Consider the following 15,140-nt stretch of genomic DNA (forward strand, 5'->3'; position numbering starts at 1 on the left):
GCAGCTGAACGAGGACCTCGGCCTGCTGCAGAACCTCAAGTCGGACCCGAAGGATTTCGCCGCCGAGATGTTCGAGGGCACCATCACCGACCTGATGCCGCCGAGGAAACGCTGAACGGCACGGGCGTTGCCGCCACGGATCACGCCAGCGTCATCTCAAATACCGGTTGCGATTTGTTGGACATCATCACACTCAGCGACCCGCAACACGATACAACGAGTCGCTCCCCCACATGACGCAACCACCCGAATTGCCGGAATCCACGCCGTCCTGGTCCCAAGACCCGGTTTTTCTCGCAGACCTACGACGCCACATGCTCAAGTTCGCCCGCCTGCAGCTCGCCGACCCGGATCTGGCCGAGGACGCGGTCCAGGAAGCCCTGATCGGCGCCCTCAAGAACGCTCGCAGCTTCAACGGCCGGGCAGCCCTCAAGACCTGGGTGTTTTCCATCCTCAAGTACAAGATTGCCGATGCGCTGCGCCAGCAGCATCGCCTCGTCCCAGCCTCCAGCCTGCTGCGGGCGGAAGAGGATGACGACGAACCGGCTGCCCTGTTCGACACGAGAGGGCACTGGCAGAGCGAGGCCCGTCCGGCGCACTGGAAAGGACCCGAGGCCGCATTGCAGGATCAACAGTTCTGGCGCGTCTTCGAGGCCTGTCTGGAACACCTGCCGGCGCGCCAGGGACGCGCTTTCATGATGCGCGAGTTCATGGAAATGGAATCGGAGGAGATCTGTAAGATTCTTGCAGTTTCGCTGACCAATCTGCATGTGCTGCTGCATCGGGCGCGCCTGCGCTTGCGTCGCTGCCTGGAAAATCAATGGTTCGTGGAGGCCGGAAAACCATGCTGAGCTGCCATGAAAGCACCCGCCTGTTGTCGCAGGCCAAGGAGCGCAGCCTCACGCTCGGCGAACGCGCTGCGCTGCGCGTGCATCTGGCGATCTGTGTCGGCTGCCGGAATTTCTCCCGACAGGTGGATATCCTGCGTCGCGTGTCCCGCGCCTATGCCCAGGGCGCCGGTGCGACGGATCGGTCCGAGGATGTCAAAGACCCGATTTGATGGACCGCCCAGGCGGCAAACTGGGCCACGCCGTGATGCCGACCCAGATACGGGCCTAGGCATTCAGGCCATAACGGCGCTTGATCCAGTGGTCGATGGAAAGCGTTCCCGGCCCTTTGGCGATCAGAAAGAGCAGTACGGTTGCCCATACACCGTGGGTCGCATAGGCGCCGGGATAGACAAGGATCTGAATCACGACCGTCATGCCGAGCAGCGCCAGCGCTGAAAACCGGGTGGCGAGCCCCAACAGCAACAGCACGGGAAACACATGCTCGGCCGTCGCCGCCAGTGTTGCGGCGAGAACGGGCGACAGCAACGGCAGGGCATATTCATCGCGGAACAGGGCCACCGCACTGTCGGACAGCCTCGGGATCCCCAGGCTGAACTGGCCCTGCACCAGATCGATGGCGAACCCCTCGATCTTGGTCTGACCGGACAACCAAAACACCGCGGCGATGGAAAATCGGCCGATGACGGCGATCAGGCTGTCCGGAATTCGCGACAGAATCGCGATTACCTGGCCGATCCCGGCACGCGCGGAATAAAAAAAGCCCTTTTTTTCAGGCGGATGCGCCATTATGACATCTCCTGTTCGGGGGGCACCAGATCGGTGATCGCCCCGGTCCGCAGCAACAAGGCCAGCATCTCAGAAAAATCAAAATCAGCGGCGCGCGCCATGGCCTGCTCGACCGCCGCGCCCAGGCACGCGCCGGCCAGCACCTGCTGGATGAACCCGGCGGCCCCCGCTGCCAGCCGGATCACCTCCACCTCCAGCCCGGCGCGCAGCACCAGCGCCGTCTCGGCTCGCGACGGATCGACGGCGCCCAGATCCCCCACGCCCTGATGCGCGGCCCATAGGGCAACCACCGCATAATCGGAGGCCAGCACGCTGAGCGAAGGATGCAGCCGCAGGCCCCATTGCCCCAGCGTCTCCGGCTGGGACAGGGCGAGCTGCAGCCGTTCCGGGGCGACGGGGTCGGCGTCCGCGGCGTGATAGGCCTGCACCCGCAGCCACTCCAGACGGGCCACATCGGCCAGATAAGGCACCGGATCGGCGGGCGCAAAGCCCGCGATGAAATCCGGGAAGTCCGCGCCGTATTCGGCCAGCAGCGCGCTGCGAGGCAGTTGCGCCGCGATGAAACATTGCGCCATGGCGCGAAAGAAGTCCGCGCCCACCAAGGCCTGGGTAACCGGAAAGCCATCGGCCAAGGCGTCGATCAGGGACACCCAGACGTTGTTGCGATACACCGCTAGCCGCGCGGCCGGATCCGAGCCGTTCCAGGTTGTCAGGCCCGCCGGGCAGGGCGCCAGCCGGTCGCGCAATGCGTTCGCAAAGCCCGCCTGGTCGCTCATGGCCGTGCCCGCCGCGCCGGAACCGCCGCCTGCGCCAGATAGCGCTCCGCCTCATGGGCCTCGGCCAGCAACACGGCGAAGGCGGGGATGTCGTTGTCGCGCTCGATCAGGGTCGCCACCGGCCCGGTCAGCTCGAGCGCCTCGGCATACAGCGCCCACACCGCAGCGGCCACCGGCGCGCCGTGATGATCGATCAAGAGCAGATCGCCGGCGCCGTCGCGGTCCTCGGCAAAGCCGGCGAGGTGAATCTCACCCACCGCGTCGAGCGGCAGGGCGCGGAGATAGGCCGCCGCATCCCAATGATGGTTCACGCAGGAGACATGGACATTGTTCACATCCAGCAGCAGTCCGCAGCCGGTGCGGCGGACCACCGCCGTGATGAAATCCGCTTCGGCCAGGGTCGAGGCCGCGAATGCGACATAGGTGGCCGGATTTTCCAGCAACAGGCGCCGCCGCAGGCGATCCTGCACCTGGTCGATATGCGCGCAAACCCGCTCGAGCGCACGCTCGTCGTAGGCAATCGGCAAGAGATCATTGAAAAAATCGCCGCCGTGGCGACACCAGGCCAGGTGTTCGGAGAACGACTGCGGCTCATAGCGCGCCAGCAACCGCGCCAGCCGGTCCAGATGCCCACGATCCAGCGGCTCCGCGCCGCCGATCGACAGCCCCACCCCATGCACCGACAGCGCATAGCCCGCGCGGATGCGGGTCAGGGCGTGATGGAACGGCCCGCCCTCGACGAAGTAATTCTCGGCGTGGACTTCAAAAAAACCGACATCGGGCTGGGTTTCCAGCACATCCCGAAAATGCGGGGATTTCAGCCCCAGCCCGGCACGCACCGGAAGGCCCGGATCCAGGGCGGGAGCCGCCCGCGCAACCGTCTCGCCATGGGTCGGCAATGTCATCGCGGGCGCTCCCTGATCCTCAGTTCAAGGCTCGTTCAGCCTTACTTTTTCGCAAAGGGCTTCAACTGGCCAAAGCCAGTGGGAGAGGTGGGCGAGGCGGTCTTCTCGCAGCTGCCCTTGGGGACCATCTTCCAGGCATCACCCTGGTAGTCCACCTTGGACGACCCAGCGCAGGAGGTGCCCGGCCCGCCGGCACAGTCATTCTTGCCCTTCAGGGCAACGCCGTAGCATTTTTCCTTGGCGTCGCTCATGGCGCCGTGGTCGGTCTCGGCCATGACGGGCGTGGCTGCCAGGGTGATCGCCGCGCCGAAGGCCATTGCCAGCGCCGTCCCGGAAATCACCGATGTTTTGGTGGATTGGCTCATGTCTACTCCTTGAGATTGAACAGATTGATGTGACAAGGGTTGCTTCAAGCGCTGCGTGCATCAGGACAGGCGAAGTCGTCCCGCCCTGTTTTCATTCCTGGCCCACACAGCCTGCAAGACGGGCCGCAGAGATCGCCACGGACCGCTTGCCCCGTTGGTCGGCTCAAGCCCGGCGATTCTTACACACCCCATTGGCATCGGGATGACAACGGCACAAGCGCCTGCCAACCGGGACGATCACGGCCGGCGGCGGCCCGTTGCGCGAGGTTTGACGCGCGCGGGCGCCGGCTGTTCCCCGGCCGCGCGCGGCGGCAGGCCGGTGTGCTGGGTGAGCACGCGGCCCTTGGGCGGCGTGGCGTTCTTGCGGCGTGGATTGTGGTAGCCGGCTTCCGCCGCCGGCTGCCAGGTGGGGATCAAGTGGTGCTTGCCGTTGCCGATCAGGTCCGCCCGGCCCATTGTGGTCAGTGCCTCGCGCAGCAGCGGCCAGTTGGCCGGATCGTGGTAGCGCAAAAAAGCCTTGTGCAGCCGCCGCTGGCGCTCGCCCTTGACGATGTCCACCGGCTCGGCGTCGTGGCTGATCTTGCGCAGCGGATTCTTGCCCGAGTGGTACATCGCGGTCGCGGTGGCCATGGGGCTGGGATAGAAGGTCTGCACCTGGTCGGCGCGAAAGCCGTTTTTCTTCAGCCACAGCGCGAGGTTCATCATGTCGTCGTCTGTCGTGCCCGGATGCGCGGCGATGAAATAGGGAATCAGGTACTGCTTTTTCCCTGCCTCCGCCGAATACTGCTCGAACAGCTGCTTGAATCTGTCGTAGCTCCCGATGCCCGGCTTCATCATTTTCGACAGCGGGCCTTCCTCGGTGTGTTCCGGCGCGATCTTCAGATACCCGCCCACATGGTGGGTCACCAGCTCCTTCACATACTCGGGCGAGCGCACGGCCAGGTCATAGCGCAGCCCGGAGCCGATGAGGATCTTCTTCACCCCCGGCAGGGCACGCGCCTTGCGGTACAGGCCAATCAGGGCCGAGTGGTCGGTGTCGAGGTTGTCGCAGATGCCCGGATAGACACAGGACGGCTTGCGACAGGCCGCCTCGATCTCCGGCGACTTGCAGGCGATGCGGTACATGTTGGCCGTGGGACCCCCCAGATCCGAGATCACGCCGGTGAAGCCGGGCACGGTGTCGCGGATGGTCTCGATCTCGCGCAGGATGCTGTCCTCGGAGCGGTTCTGGATGATGCGCCCCTCGTGCTCGGTGATGGAGCAAAAGGTACAGCCGCCGAAACAGCCGCGCATGATGTTGACCGAAAAGCGGATCATCTCCCAGGCCGGGATGCGCGCCGCGCCATAGCGCGGATGCGGCGCGCGGACGTAGGGCCGGTCGAAGACGTAATCCATCTCCTCGGTGGAAAGCGGGATCGGCGGCGGGTTGATCCACACCTCCTGCCTCCCATGGCGCTGCACCAGGGCGCGGGCGTTGCCGGGGTTGGTTTCCAGGTGCAGCACGCGGTTGGCGTGGGCGTAATGCACGGGATCGGCGCGCACCATCTCGAAGCTGGGCAGGCGGATCACAGTGCGCTCGCGCGGCGGCATGGCGTGCTTGCGCGCCCCGGCGCGCAGTTGCGCCACCGAGACGCTCGCCACCACGCCCGGCGCGGTCGCCGCATCCGACGGCATGCCCGACGCCCGCCCCTGCTCCACCGCGCAGGCGGCCGTGTCTGTGGTGTTGATGTAAGGATTGATGCGCGCGTCGACCTTGCCCGGCGTGTCGATGTCGGTGGAATCGATTTCGAACCAGCCCACCGGCGTATCGCGGCGCACAAACGCCGTGCCGCGCACATCGGTGATGGTTTCGATGGCCTCGCCGCGCGCCAGGCGATGCGTCAGCTCCACCAGCGCCCGCTCCGCGCTGCCGTACAGCAACAGGTCCGCCTTGGCGTCCAGCACGATGGAGCGGCGCACCTTGTCCTGCCAATAATCGTAATGGGCGATGCGGCGCAGGGAGGCCTCGATACCGCCCAGCACGATGGGCACCTGCGCATAGGCCTCGCGGCAACGCTGCGCGTAGACGATGGCGCAGCGATCCGGTCGCGCCCCGCCCTGCCCACCCGGCGTGTAGGCGTCATCCGAGCGCACCTTGCGATCCGCCGTATAGCGGTTGATCATCGAATCCATGTTGCCGGCCGTGACGCCGAAATAGAGCGCAGGCTGCCCCAGCGCCCGGAACGGCTCGGGGTCCTGCCAGTCGGGCTGGGCGATGATGCCGACGCGAAAGCCCTGCGCCTCCAGCACCCGGCCGATCACCGCCATGCCGAAGCTGGGATGGTCGACATAGGCATCGCCGGTCACCAGCACCACATCGCAGGCATCCCAGCCCAGCGCGTCCATTTCCGCCCGGCTGGTCGGCAGGAAGGGCGCCGGTCCGAAGCACTCGGCCCAATGGCGCGGCCAATCGAACAGGCGCGGAAGGGCGCAAACGGGCGGGGAACTCATGGCGCGGACTCAATCACTGGATGACCATTTTGTGACAATTCGGCTTTAAGCGGCATTGCGTCGGGCGGCCAAGCGCCGGGGCGGAATCCCCGCTGGCGCCATGCCGCGTTCGCGGACCCTGGGGACGATGCCATCCGGGCCTGGACGCAGCGCCATGACGCGGGATCCGCTCGCGCGGCAGCGGCCGGAATCACCCGCCTGTCCTCGCGCCGGACGCGCGAGGATCAATAAAACCGCAGTTTAGCGCAAAGCGATCCGGGCCGTTCGAGCGCACCGGCGGCGGGCGCCATTGGGGCATCCGTGGACGCCCCACGCACCGCATTGGGGCGCGAACCCGGCCACAACCCCCGGAATGGCCCCGATATCGGGGCAAAAAGCAGCCAAAAAGCTGGCCGGATATTTGCTATATCAGCTCCCGATGCCTGCATCCCCCCGCGCTACCGCAGGGGTATGGCCGGTCCGGCAGTCCTGTTGTCATCTTGAGACGCTTGTCGACAGCCAGCGGCTGGGTTAGCTTACGTTCCGCTGCAGGCGCGAGTTGGTGCGGGATGTCCCTGCCCGCGGGACTCACACTTGATTTCTGGATGGCCGGTCACCCCGCCGGCCCTTGCGTCAATCCGGGTTCCTGCCCCGGCGCTGGCGCAAGTGGGCAACAAGAAGGCGGGCTCGGTCCGCGCAGGCATATCCCGAGGATCCCGGCTCGCCGGGAGGGGGGACGGGGAGGAAGAGCAAGGCCGGCCGGATCCCCGGCACGGTGTTTATCGTTAGTGTCATTCCTGAGGAGTTTTCCAACATGTCCAATTTCAAATTCAATGCCCTGGCCTCTTTGGCCCTGTTGGCCGGCGCCCCGGTCGTGGCACAGGCCGCGATGGTCGAGATGGCCGAAACCGAAATGGCCGGTGTCAACGGTCAAGGTCTGGTGACCGGCTTCATTTCCGGCGCGTTCGGCGTAGCCGATCCCTACCCCATTCCCGGCTTCACCTTCGTGGGCCAGAGTTTCGGTGCAGCCACCGCTGGCGCAGCGGGAGATGCCTTTGTTGACGGCGTTGATGCCACAGTCGGCTTCGGATTCCTGCCTTTCAATGGCCCGATCAGCGCGCTGGGCGGCTTCAATGGCCAGATTCTCGATAATTCTGTAGATTTTGGCGAAGGCTTGGCTGACATCGCCTTCTTTGGTCCCTTCCGCGCGCTGGATCTGGCCGGGAACATCTTGGCCGCCCCGGTGAATTTCGTGTTCAATCCGCTCGACCGCGCCTTGGCCGGTGTCACCGGCCGCTTCGAAGCCACGGTTGATGGCGCGGCCTACGCCGTCACCGAAGTCAAGGGCGCGCTGATCGCCGGCGCCTTCGCCAGTGCCTCGCAGGGCGCTGCCAACAACGGTCTGGATTTCACCAGCCGCGTGTTCGGCCGCATCTCCCAGGCCCAGGCCGGCTTGACCAGCAACCGTCTGGCCGATCTGAGCGACAAGTACGGCTATTGATCATCAGGCGCCAGTCGGCGCCTGAGCGTTCATCGCCTCTCAGAAGGCCACCCTCCGGGGTGGCCTTTTTTATGGCTCCGCGGCTTGCACCGGGCGCATGCGCCTTGCCTAGCCTGAGCACCCACTGCTCCGTCACGCACCAGGCTCGGGCCTTGCGGCCACCCTGATACAGCTGGCAGCCATGGAGACCACCTCTCCCCTTCCAGGCGAACACCCTCCGCGACACCGTCATGGCTCAAGCTTGCGCCGCGCCGGCCGATCGAAAACCGGACGCAACATCTACAGGGAATACCCTCGCGGCCAGGACGGCCGCTTGCGTTTCCACTGGCAATCAATACTCACGTTGGAGACACGCCATGACATCACTCTGCTTGAAAACCCTGTCCACGCTCACTGTTCTGGCGGGCGCGCCGCTGCTCGCCCAGGCCGAAATGGAAAAGATCAACTACGACGACCTGTCCGCGGTCTCCGGTCAGCTGTCCCTCACCTTCAACAGCACCACGACAGTGGAAGGGGGCGCATCCCTACCCAACAACCCCAACCCGCTGCTGCTGCCCATCACTGCGCCCCTTGCGATCCTGGACGGCTTCACTGGCGGCGTGCTGGACAACGCCGGCGGCCTGGGCGCCAGTGTCGCGAATATCCTGTTCGCGCCGCTGTTCCGCCCGCTGATCCTGGCCGGACAGGGCGTGGACACGGCGCTGGACGTCCTGTTCTTCCCGATTTCCGCGCCACTGGACATTGCGGCCGGCGTGTTCGACGCACTGGAGGAGAGCGTGGTGGGAACTGCCACGGCGATCCTGACCGCGCCGCTGAACGCCGTGTTTGGCCCGGTCAACCGCTACGTGGATGGCGTCACCGGTCGCGCCCAGGCCACGGTCGACGGCGTCGCCTATGCCGTTACCGAGGTCAAGGGCGCGCTGATCACCAATGCCTTCGCCAGCGCCTCGGCCAGTGCGGACGCGAATGGTCTCGGCTTCACCAGCCGCGTGTTTGGCCGCGTGGCCCAGGCCCAGGCGGGACGCACCGCCATGCGGCTCGATACCCTCGCAACCCGCAACGGCTATTGAGTCGCCGCCGTCCCGGCCGCTTGGCATTACACGCCCGCTGGCCACCCATAGGTGGCCTTTTTTTTGCTGTTGCGGGATTGAGACTCAGGCCGGCGCGACCTTCCGGCCCGGGCCAGCAGCTCGCTCGGGGCTAGCTGCCGGTCCCGTTACGCGCTTCACGCTTGGCAACGACCTGAAGGGCAGGCAGGCGCTCCAATAGCTGCGGCAATGCGGTTTTCACCGTATCCCAGACCACATCAAGGTTAATGTCGAAGTAACCATGCGCGATGCGGTTGCGCATGCCCTTCATTTCCCGCCACGGCACCTCGGGTTGCCGGACTATGAAGTCAGCGTGATCCCTCATGATCTGGGTAGCCGCCTCGCCCATGATGATCAGATTGAGGATGACGGCTTGTTGCGTGCGCTTGTCGGCAAGAAAATCGTTCTTGTCCAAACCCTCGATGAAACTGCAGCCATCGCCGGCGGCCAAGCGGATATGATCGAGATAATCGGGGAGACGATTGGGGTTCATACCGGACGCGCCTGCGCCAGCACCTGGTTGCGGAATTTCAGCGGCAGGTCGCCCGGCGTCAGCACATCAACCGGCACGCCAAGCAATTCTTCCAGTTCCACCTGCAGCCCGCCAAGGTCGAACAGGGTCGCTCCCGGCAATGCATCCACCAGCAGATCGAGATCGCTGCCATCGCCGTCGGTACCCTGGAGCACGGAACCAAATACGCGGGCGTTGTGGGCACGGTGCGCCTCGACCAGGCGGCGAATAGCGGCACGATGCGTCTGCAGGGCGACCGACGGTTTCATCTGGTAACTCCCGGCATGTCATCTGGTTTCATCATCGCGGCCCCTACCCAAAAGAATCGACATGAGTCCCTTGCAATGGATGGAGGGCCCGTCCCCCTGCGCTGTTACCGATGCCGATACGCTTCGGTCGGGGGGAATCCGATCCGGGGACATCGCCGTTCCGTGCGCGCTTCCCGCGCGCTTCCCTAGAGTGCCTGTTCCACCCCCAGCGGGGCAAGATCGCCCTTGCCGGCGCGCACCACCACCGGTGTCCCGGTAAACAAATCCACCACGGTGGTGGGTTCCAGGCCCCCGGGACCGCCGTCGAGCACCAGATCCAAGCGGCTCCCCAGGCGCTGGGCGATCGCCTCGGCGTCGGTGGGTGGGGTGTCCTCGCCCGGAAACAGCAGGGTGCAGCTCATCAGCGGCTCGCCCAGCGCGGCCAGCAGCCCCAGCGCGACCGGATGATCCGGCACGCGGATGCCGATGGTGCGCCGCTTGGGGTGCTGCAGCCGGCGCGGGACCTCGCGCGTGGCGGGCAGCAGAAAGGTGTAGGCGCCTGGGGTCAGGGCGCGCAGCAGCCGATATTCGGCGTTGCCCACCTGCGCGTACTGGGCAATCTCGGACAGGTCGCGGCACACCAGCGTGAAATGATGGTCCTTGCCAAAACCGCGCAGGGCGCGGATGCGCTCCATGGCGTCCTTGTCCCCCAGATGGCAGCCCAGGGCATAACAGGAGTCGGTGGGATAGGCCACCACCGCGCCGGCACGAATGCGTTCGGCCGCCTGGGCCAGCAGGCGCGGCTGGGGGTGGGTGGGATGAACGGTGAGCATTTGGGCCATGAAGGTTCTCGCAGCTGACGACGGCCCGGGGTCACGCAAGCGCGTTATCCGGAGCCGCCGGATCATGGGTTTTATGATGGCAACGCCCCACGCGTACCGGGAATCCCCGGCGCACGCTGGCCAGCCAGGGCGCCGCCCGCAAGCGGCAGCCCAGTGATTCTAGCCTAGGCTTTCGTCACCCCAGGGCTGGCAAGGTTCCCGGACGTCGCCATGGGGCGCCGACTGACAAGCCGCAGGCCCGCGGGAAGATTCCCGGCCCGGACATCCTTTATGATCGGCGTTCTCCCCATTGCGAGGCGCCCATGCTCTACCTGATCCTGCTCCACGAGGCCGCCGGCGGATCCGCCCAGCGCCCCGCCGCCCGCCCGGCCCATCTTGACCGGCTGGAGGCCCTACGCAGCGAAGGGCGGCTGGTCCTGGCCGGTCCCTTGCCCGCGGTGGACAGCGAGGATCCAGGCGCGGCCGGTTTTCTCGGCTCGGCCATCATCGCCGCCTTTGCCGATCTGGACGCGGCCCGCGCCTGGGCGGCGGCGGACCCCTATTGCAGCGCCGGTGTGACCGCGCGCGTGGAGGTCTTCCCCTTCCGGCAGGTGCTGCCATGACGGCCGCATCCCTGCAGGAACGGATGCGCGCGCTGTTGGAAAGCGCGTTTGCCCCCTGCGAACTGCGCATCCATGACAACAGCGCCCAGCACGCAGGGCACGCCGGGGCAGCCGAGGGCGGCCACTACCAGCTGTGGATCCGCTCGCCCCGCTTCAAAGCGTTGGCTCCGCTGGCGCGCCACCGGGCGGTGTATGCCGCCCTCGCCCCGCTGATGGGGAACGGAATCCATGCCTTGGGCCTCCAAACCCTGGCGCCGGGAGAAACCGAGGGCTGAAATCCGAGCATTTCGCCCGACCGGGCGCTACCATTCTCTTTTTTCCACCGTGCAAGGACTCTTCATGATCGCCCGCAAACTGTCCCTACCCATCACCCTTGGCTTGGCGCTGGCCCTCGTCGCCTGCGACCGGCCGGAAAGCGCCGGCCCCGGCTTCCAGGATGCCGCGCCGGGAATGGCCGTGATCACGGTCAATGGCACCGCCATCAGCGCGCCGGTGTTCGAATCCTTCGCCATGGCGCAGGGCCTGAGTCCCGCAACCGCCGAGAACACCGAAGCGCGCCAGAAACTGGCCAAGCAGCTCACCGACCTGGAACTGCTGGCCCAGGACGCCACCCGCCAGAAGCTGGACAAGGACCCCGAACTGGCGTCTTCCCTGCTGGCGCAGTACTACACCACCCTGGCCGGCGCCGCGGTGCAGCACTACACCAAGGACCATCCCCTGAGCGAGGAGAAGATCAAGGCCGCTTATGAGGAGTGGGCCAAGGACCTGCCCACGACCGAATACCACGCCCGCCATATCCTGGTGAAGGATGAGGCCACCGCCCAATCCATCCTGGATCAGCTCGCCACGGGTGGGGATTTCGCCAAGCTGGCCGCTGAATTTTCCATGGATCCGTCCAAAGGCACCGGCGGCGACCTGGGCTGGTTCACGCCCGACCAGATGGTGGAACCCTTTGCCAAGGCGGTCATGGCCCTGAAAGCCGGTGAAACCGCCCAGACGCCGGTCCAGACCGATTTCGGCTGGCATGTGGTGCGCCTGGAGGAAACCCGCCCGGTGGCGGTGCCGAAGCTGGAGGAATCCCGCGACGCGGTGACGAACCACGCCAACAACAAATTGGTCGAGGACTACCTCGCCGAACTGCGCAAGCAGGCCAAGATCAAGACCGACGAGAAAATCATCAACGGCGACAAGCCGGCGGATCAAAAGACCTGAGCCCTGCCGTCCTTGCCGGCGTGGGTTGATCCCCACGCCGGCAAGGACGGCAACCCCATTCCGCGCTCGACCGCGTGCCATCAATCCCCGCCCTTGCGCGCCTCCGGCTGCAGCCAAAACCTCAATCCGGTTGCAGCAGGGCCAGGAAGGCGGCCTCGTCCAATACCGTGACCCCTAAGGCGCGTGCCTTGTCCAGCTTGCTGCCTGCCGCCTCCCCCGCCACCACATAATCGGTGCGCGCCGAAACGCTCTCACTCACCGCGCCCCCGCGCGCCAGAATCTCGGCCTTGGCCTGTTCGCGGGTGAGGCCCGCCAGCGTGCCCGTGAGCACCACGCGCTTGCCCTGCAACGGGCTCGCCTTGGCTGGCGCGGGCACGCTCGTCGCCGGCCAATGCACCCCGGCCGCCAGCAGACGCGCGATGACCTCGCGGTTGTGCGGCTCGCGAAAGAAGGCCGCAATGTGGGCGCTGACCACCGGACCCACATCGCTCACCGCCTGCAAGGCTTCTGCATCCGCCGCCATCAGGGGCGGCAGGTCGCCGAAATGGGCGGCCAGCGTGCGCGCCGTCGCCTCCCCCACCTCGCGGATACCCAGCGCATAAAGAAAGCGCGGCAGGGTGGTGGCGCGGGAGCGCGCAATGGCCGCCACGATATTGGCGGCGGATTTCTCGGCCATGCGCGGCAGCGCCGCCAGCTCCGGCGCGCCGAGGCCGTAGAGATCGGCGGGATCGTGCACCCGCCCGCTGTCCACCAGAGCCTCGATGAGCTTGTCACCCAGGCCGTCGATGTCCATGGCGCGGCGCGAGGCAAAGTGGCGCAGGGCTTCCTTGCGCTGGGCGGGGCAGGCGAGCTGGCCACTGCAGCGGGCGATGGCCTCGCCCTCGGGCCGCACCACCGCCGCGCCGCATTCCGGACACTGGGTCGGCAGGGCCACCTCGGCGGCATCATCCGGCCGCTCCTCGATCACCACCCGCACCACTTCGGGAATCACATCCCCGGCGCGGCGCACGATCACGGTGTCGCCGATGCGCACGTCCTTGCGGCGCATCTCATCGAAGTTGTGCAGGCTGACATTGCTGACGATGACCCCGCCCACCGCGACGGGGGCGAGGCGCGCCACGGGCGTGACGGCGCCGGTGCGGCCCACCTGGAAGGCCACCGCCAGCACCCGCGTGACGGCCTCCTCGGCGGCATATTTGTGGGCCAGCGCCCAGCGCGGGGCGCGGGAAACAAAACCCAGGTGCTGCTGGCTGGCCACCGCATCGACCTTGTACACCACCCCGTCGATCTCGAACGGCAGTTCGGCGCGGCGCGCCTGCATCTCGCCGTGATAGGCCAGCAGGCCCGCGACGCCGCTGACCCGCCGGTTGAGCGGACAGACCGGCAGGCCCCACCCGCGCAGCCGGCCCAGGCGCTTGAAATGGGTGTCCGGCAGCGCCGGGTCGTTGCTGCCCGCGCCCAGCCCATAGGCGAACCAGCGCAGCGGACGGCGCGCCGTGACGCGCGCATCGAGCTGACGCAGGCTGCCCGCAGCGGCGTTGCGCGGATTGGCGAAAACGCGCTCACCGGCCTCCTGCAGGCGCTGGTTCATGGCCAGGAAGCCCGCGCGCGGCATATAGACCTCGCCGCGCACCTCCAGGAATGCTGGCCAGTCGCCGCCCGCGAGGCGCAGCGGCAGGCTGGGCAGGGTGCGCAGGTTGGCGGTCACGTCCTCGCCGCTGACCCCGTCGCCGCGCGTCGCCCCGCGCACCAGTCGCCCGTTCTCATACAGCAGGCTCACGGCCAGGCCGTCCAGCTTGGGCTCGGCACAGTAGGTGACCGGCCCGTCCACCCCCAGACGTTCCCGCACCCGGCGGTCGAACGCCTCCACCTCGGCCGCGCTGAAGGCATTGTCCAGCGACAGCATCGGCTCGGGGTGGGTCACGCTGCCAAAGGCCGGGGACGGCGCGCCGCCCACGCGCTGGGTCGGCGAATCGGGCGTGATCAAGTCCGGCCAGTTTGCCTCCAGGGCCTGCAGCTCGCGCATCAGGATGTCGTACTCGGCATCGCTGATTTCCGGCGCATCCAGCACGTAATAGCAGTGATCGTGGTGGCGGATCGCCGCGCGCAGGCGATCGATCTCGGCCTGCGCCTGGGCGCGCTCGGGGACGCTCATCAAGCCTCCGCCGGCAACTCATCCAGCAGCGCCTGGAAGCCCATGGCGGTGAGGGGTTGGCGGCGGCGATCCAGCACCTCGCCGTTCAAGCGATCCGCCAGACTCAAAGCCGCGCGATGCATCGCGGCGAGCACCTCGCGCGCCGGCCAGGGGCCGGGCAGCACGGCAAAGACAGTCAGCCCCGGCGTGCGCAGACTGCCCAGCGCCGACAGGTCGAAGCTGCCCGGCTCCACCGCGTTGGCGACGCAATAAACCGACTGATCGCCCCTTTCGGCGTAGCGGTAAAAGATATCCCGTTCACCCGGCGCCAGGTGCAATTCGCGGAATGCCCGGTCCAGTTCCCCGCCGGCGAAACCCGCCGGATCACGCGCCATGACATAGAACACCAGCACCCGGCCGGACCCGCCGGCATCGCGGCGCACCGGGGCACGCGGCGCCGGATTCAGCTTGGGCGGCGTGGGCGCGACAGGCGCCGCGGGCTCGATCGGATCGCCGGCTGGGGCAGCGACCGTGGACCCGAGGTGGCGCGCCACCGCCGAGCTTGCCGCCGGCTCCAGAGCGGCTGCCGATTCCAGTTCGATCGCGGGCAGGGCGTCGAAGCGAGCCTCGGTCTCCCAGTCCGCTCCGGTCGCCTCCGCCGGCGCGTCCAGCTCCCATGTCTCGTCGTCTTCCCATGCCTCGTCGTCCTGCCAGCCCGGCTCGCGACGCTCATGTTCGGCGTCCGCACGGGCCTTGCGGCCCTGGGTCCAGCGCCAATGGGCGTAAATGCCCACCAGGGCCACCAGGCCCACGATAAAGATCAATCCCTGCAATCCGCTCATGGCTTACC

General features: G+C 66.8%; 17 protein-coding genes. 7 read left to right on the plus strand and 10 right to left on the minus strand.

From position 1 onward, the window contains the following. Nucleotides 1-233: 233 nt before the first annotated feature. Both CYU89_RS12790 and CYU89_RS12795 read left to right on the plus strand, forming a co-directional pair. On the plus strand, nucleotides 234-851 hold the full coding sequence (locus CYU89_RS12790; RefSeq protein WP_296281504.1) for an RNA polymerase factor sigma-70: 618 nt from the start codon (nucleotides 234-236) through the stop codon (nucleotides 849-851). Next, the gene (locus CYU89_RS12795) at nucleotides 845-1,060 is read left to right on the plus strand and encodes a zf-HC2 domain-containing protein (protein ID WP_296281506.1); all 216 of its coding nucleotides are present in this window, start codon (nucleotides 845-847) and stop codon (nucleotides 1,058-1,060) included. The genes CYU89_RS12790 and CYU89_RS12795 overlap by 7 nt, the downstream gene beginning before the upstream one ends. 55 nt (nucleotides 1,061-1,115) lie before the next feature. Here CYU89_RS12795 and CYU89_RS12800 read toward each other — a convergent pair whose 3' ends face one another. The 5 genes from CYU89_RS12800 to CYU89_RS12820 form a co-directional block, all read right to left on the minus strand. Continuing rightward, a complete protein-coding gene (locus CYU89_RS12800) occupies nucleotides 1,116-1,637 on the minus strand; it encodes a DoxX family protein (protein WP_296281507.1) in 522 nt (173 codons plus the stop codon). Further along, nucleotides 1,637-2,413, minus strand: a complete 777-nt coding sequence (locus tag CYU89_RS12805; protein WP_296281508.1) for a DNA-binding domain-containing protein — start codon at nucleotides 2,411-2,413, stop codon at nucleotides 1,637-1,639. Before CYU89_RS12805 ends, CYU89_RS12800 begins: the two co-directional genes overlap by 1 nt. Continuing rightward, nucleotides 2,410-3,318, minus strand: a complete 909-nt coding sequence (locus CYU89_RS12810) for a DUF692 domain-containing protein (protein WP_296281509.1) — start codon at nucleotides 3,316-3,318, stop codon at nucleotides 2,410-2,412. The genes CYU89_RS12805 and CYU89_RS12810 overlap by 4 nt, the downstream gene beginning before the upstream one ends. Before the next feature lie 41 nt (nucleotides 3,319-3,359). Beyond that, nucleotides 3,360-3,683 carry a DUF2282 domain-containing protein gene (locus CYU89_RS12815; protein ID WP_296281510.1) on the minus strand — a complete coding sequence of 108 codons (324 nt, stop codon included), beginning with the start codon at nucleotides 3,681-3,683 and terminating at the stop codon, nucleotides 3,360-3,362. A 237-nt stretch (nucleotides 3,684-3,920) separates the two neighbouring features. Then, nucleotides 3,921-6,173: a YgiQ family radical SAM protein gene (locus tag CYU89_RS12820; RefSeq protein WP_296281511.1), complete on the minus strand. Its 2,253-nt coding sequence runs from the start codon at nucleotides 6,171-6,173 to the stop codon at nucleotides 3,921-3,923. A 793-nt stretch (nucleotides 6,174-6,966) separates the two neighbouring features. On the opposite strand from CYU89_RS12820, the gene CYU89_RS12825 reads away from it, so the two are divergent. Both CYU89_RS12825 and CYU89_RS12830 read left to right on the plus strand, forming a co-directional pair. After that, nucleotides 6,967-7,653, plus strand: coding sequence for a hypothetical protein (locus tag CYU89_RS12825; RefSeq protein ID WP_296281512.1), 687 nt, complete (start codon nucleotides 6,967-6,969; stop codon nucleotides 7,651-7,653). A 356-nt stretch (nucleotides 7,654-8,009) separates the two neighbouring features. After that, the gene (locus tag CYU89_RS12830) at nucleotides 8,010-8,723 is read left to right on the plus strand and encodes a hypothetical protein (RefSeq protein ID WP_296281513.1); all 714 of its coding nucleotides are present in this window, start codon (nucleotides 8,010-8,012) and stop codon (nucleotides 8,721-8,723) included. Nucleotides 8,724-8,853: 130 nt separating this feature from the next. On the opposite strand, the gene CYU89_RS12835 is transcribed toward CYU89_RS12830, so the two are convergent. From CYU89_RS12835 to CYU89_RS12845, 3 genes are all read right to left on the minus strand, one after another. After that, nucleotides 8,854-9,234 (minus strand): DUF86 domain-containing protein, encoded by a 381-nt coding sequence (locus tag CYU89_RS12835; RefSeq protein ID WP_296281514.1) that lies wholly within the window; start codon nucleotides 9,232-9,234, stop codon nucleotides 8,854-8,856. Further along, nucleotides 9,231-9,521, minus strand: coding sequence for a nucleotidyltransferase family protein (locus CYU89_RS12840; protein ID WP_296281515.1), 291 nt, complete (start codon nucleotides 9,519-9,521; stop codon nucleotides 9,231-9,233). Before CYU89_RS12840 ends, CYU89_RS12835 begins: the two co-directional genes overlap by 4 nt. A gap of 185 nt (nucleotides 9,522-9,706) precedes the next feature. Continuing rightward, nucleotides 9,707-10,333, minus strand: a complete 627-nt coding sequence (locus tag CYU89_RS12845) for an L-threonylcarbamoyladenylate synthase (protein WP_343125260.1) — start codon at nucleotides 10,331-10,333, stop codon at nucleotides 9,707-9,709. 311 nt (nucleotides 10,334-10,644) lie between these two features. On the opposite strand from CYU89_RS12845, the gene CYU89_RS12850 reads away from it, so the two are divergent. From CYU89_RS12850 to CYU89_RS12860, 3 genes are read left to right on the plus strand one after another with little or no spacing between them, the layout of a single operon-like run. Then, nucleotides 10,645-10,944: a YciI family protein gene (locus tag CYU89_RS12850; RefSeq protein ID WP_296281517.1), complete on the plus strand. Its 300-nt coding sequence runs from the start codon at nucleotides 10,645-10,647 to the stop codon at nucleotides 10,942-10,944. Next, nucleotides 10,941-11,219: a BolA/IbaG family iron-sulfur metabolism protein gene (locus CYU89_RS12855; RefSeq protein WP_296281518.1), complete on the plus strand. Its 279-nt coding sequence runs from the start codon at nucleotides 10,941-10,943 to the stop codon at nucleotides 11,217-11,219. The genes CYU89_RS12850 and CYU89_RS12855 overlap by 4 nt, the downstream gene beginning before the upstream one ends. After that, nucleotides 11,173-12,156 (plus strand): peptidylprolyl isomerase, encoded by a 984-nt coding sequence (locus CYU89_RS12860; RefSeq protein ID WP_296281519.1) that lies wholly within the window; start codon nucleotides 11,173-11,175, stop codon nucleotides 12,154-12,156. The genes CYU89_RS12855 and CYU89_RS12860 overlap by 47 nt, the downstream gene beginning before the upstream one ends. Nucleotides 12,157-12,277: 121 nt before the next feature. Here the strand turns inward: CYU89_RS12860 and ligA are convergent, their stop codons facing one another. Together ligA and CYU89_RS12870 are read right to left on the minus strand one after the other, a co-directional pair. After that, a complete protein-coding gene (gene ligA, locus CYU89_RS12865) occupies nucleotides 12,278-14,311 on the minus strand; it encodes an NAD-dependent DNA ligase LigA (protein WP_296281521.1) in 2,034 nt (677 codons plus the stop codon). Continuing rightward, nucleotides 14,311-15,132, minus strand: a complete 822-nt coding sequence (locus CYU89_RS12870; protein WP_296281523.1) for a cell division protein ZipA C-terminal FtsZ-binding domain-containing protein — start codon at nucleotides 15,130-15,132, stop codon at nucleotides 14,311-14,313. Before CYU89_RS12870 ends, ligA begins: the two co-directional genes overlap by 1 nt. Nucleotides 15,133-15,140: the final 8 nt, after the last annotated feature.

Source organism: Pseudoxanthomonas sp., from assembly GCF_002863005.1.
Taxonomy (GTDB): domain Bacteria; phylum Pseudomonadota; class Gammaproteobacteria; order Xanthomonadales; family Xanthomonadaceae; genus Pseudoxanthomonas_A.

Excerpts from the sequence above, each read along its gene's own strand:
- CYU89_RS12790 (WP_296281504.1), top strand. The coding sequence starts at position 234 with ATGACGCAACCACCCGAATTGCCGGAATCCACGCCGTCCTGGTCCCAA.
- CYU89_RS12795 (WP_296281506.1), top strand. The coding sequence starts at position 845 with ATGCTGAGCTGCCATGAAAGCACCCGCCTGTTGTCGCAGGCCAAGGAG.
- CYU89_RS12800 (WP_296281507.1), bottom strand. The coding sequence starts at position 1,637 with ATGGCGCATCCGCCTGAAAAAAAGGGCTTTTTTTATTCCGCGCGTGCC.
- CYU89_RS12805 (WP_296281508.1), bottom strand. The coding sequence starts at position 2,413 with ATGAGCGACCAGGCGGGCTTTGCGAACGCATTGCGCGACCGGCTGGCG.
- CYU89_RS12810 (WP_296281509.1), bottom strand. The coding sequence starts at position 3,318 with ATGACATTGCCGACCCATGGCGAGACGGTTGCGCGGGCGGCTCCCGCC.
- CYU89_RS12815 (WP_296281510.1), bottom strand. The coding sequence starts at position 3,683 with ATGAGCCAATCCACCAAAACATCGGTGATTTCCGGGACGGCGCTGGCA.
- CYU89_RS12820 (WP_296281511.1), bottom strand. The coding sequence starts at position 6,173 with ATGAGTTCCCCGCCCGTTTGCGCCCTTCCGCGCCTGTTCGATTGGCCG.
- CYU89_RS12825 (WP_296281512.1), top strand. The coding sequence starts at position 6,967 with ATGTCCAATTTCAAATTCAATGCCCTGGCCTCTTTGGCCCTGTTGGCC.
- CYU89_RS12830 (WP_296281513.1), top strand. The coding sequence starts at position 8,010 with ATGACATCACTCTGCTTGAAAACCCTGTCCACGCTCACTGTTCTGGCG.
- CYU89_RS12835 (WP_296281514.1), bottom strand. The coding sequence starts at position 9,234 with ATGAACCCCAATCGTCTCCCCGATTATCTCGATCATATCCGCTTGGCC.
- CYU89_RS12840 (WP_296281515.1), bottom strand. The coding sequence starts at position 9,521 with ATGAAACCGTCGGTCGCCCTGCAGACGCATCGTGCCGCTATTCGCCGC.
- CYU89_RS12845 (WP_343125260.1), bottom strand. The coding sequence starts at position 10,333 with ATGCTCACCGTTCATCCCACCCACCCCCAGCCGCGCCTGCTGGCCCAG.
- CYU89_RS12850 (WP_296281517.1), top strand. The coding sequence starts at position 10,645 with ATGCTCTACCTGATCCTGCTCCACGAGGCCGCCGGCGGATCCGCCCAG.
- CYU89_RS12855 (WP_296281518.1), top strand. The coding sequence starts at position 10,941 with ATGACGGCCGCATCCCTGCAGGAACGGATGCGCGCGCTGTTGGAAAGC.
- CYU89_RS12860 (WP_296281519.1), top strand. The coding sequence starts at position 11,173 with ATGCCTTGGGCCTCCAAACCCTGGCGCCGGGAGAAACCGAGGGCTGAA.
- ligA (WP_296281521.1), bottom strand. The coding sequence starts at position 14,311 with ATGAGCGTCCCCGAGCGCGCCCAGGCGCAGGCCGAGATCGATCGCCTG.
- CYU89_RS12870 (WP_296281523.1), bottom strand. The coding sequence starts at position 15,132 with ATGAGCGGATTGCAGGGATTGATCTTTATCGTGGGCCTGGTGGCCCTG.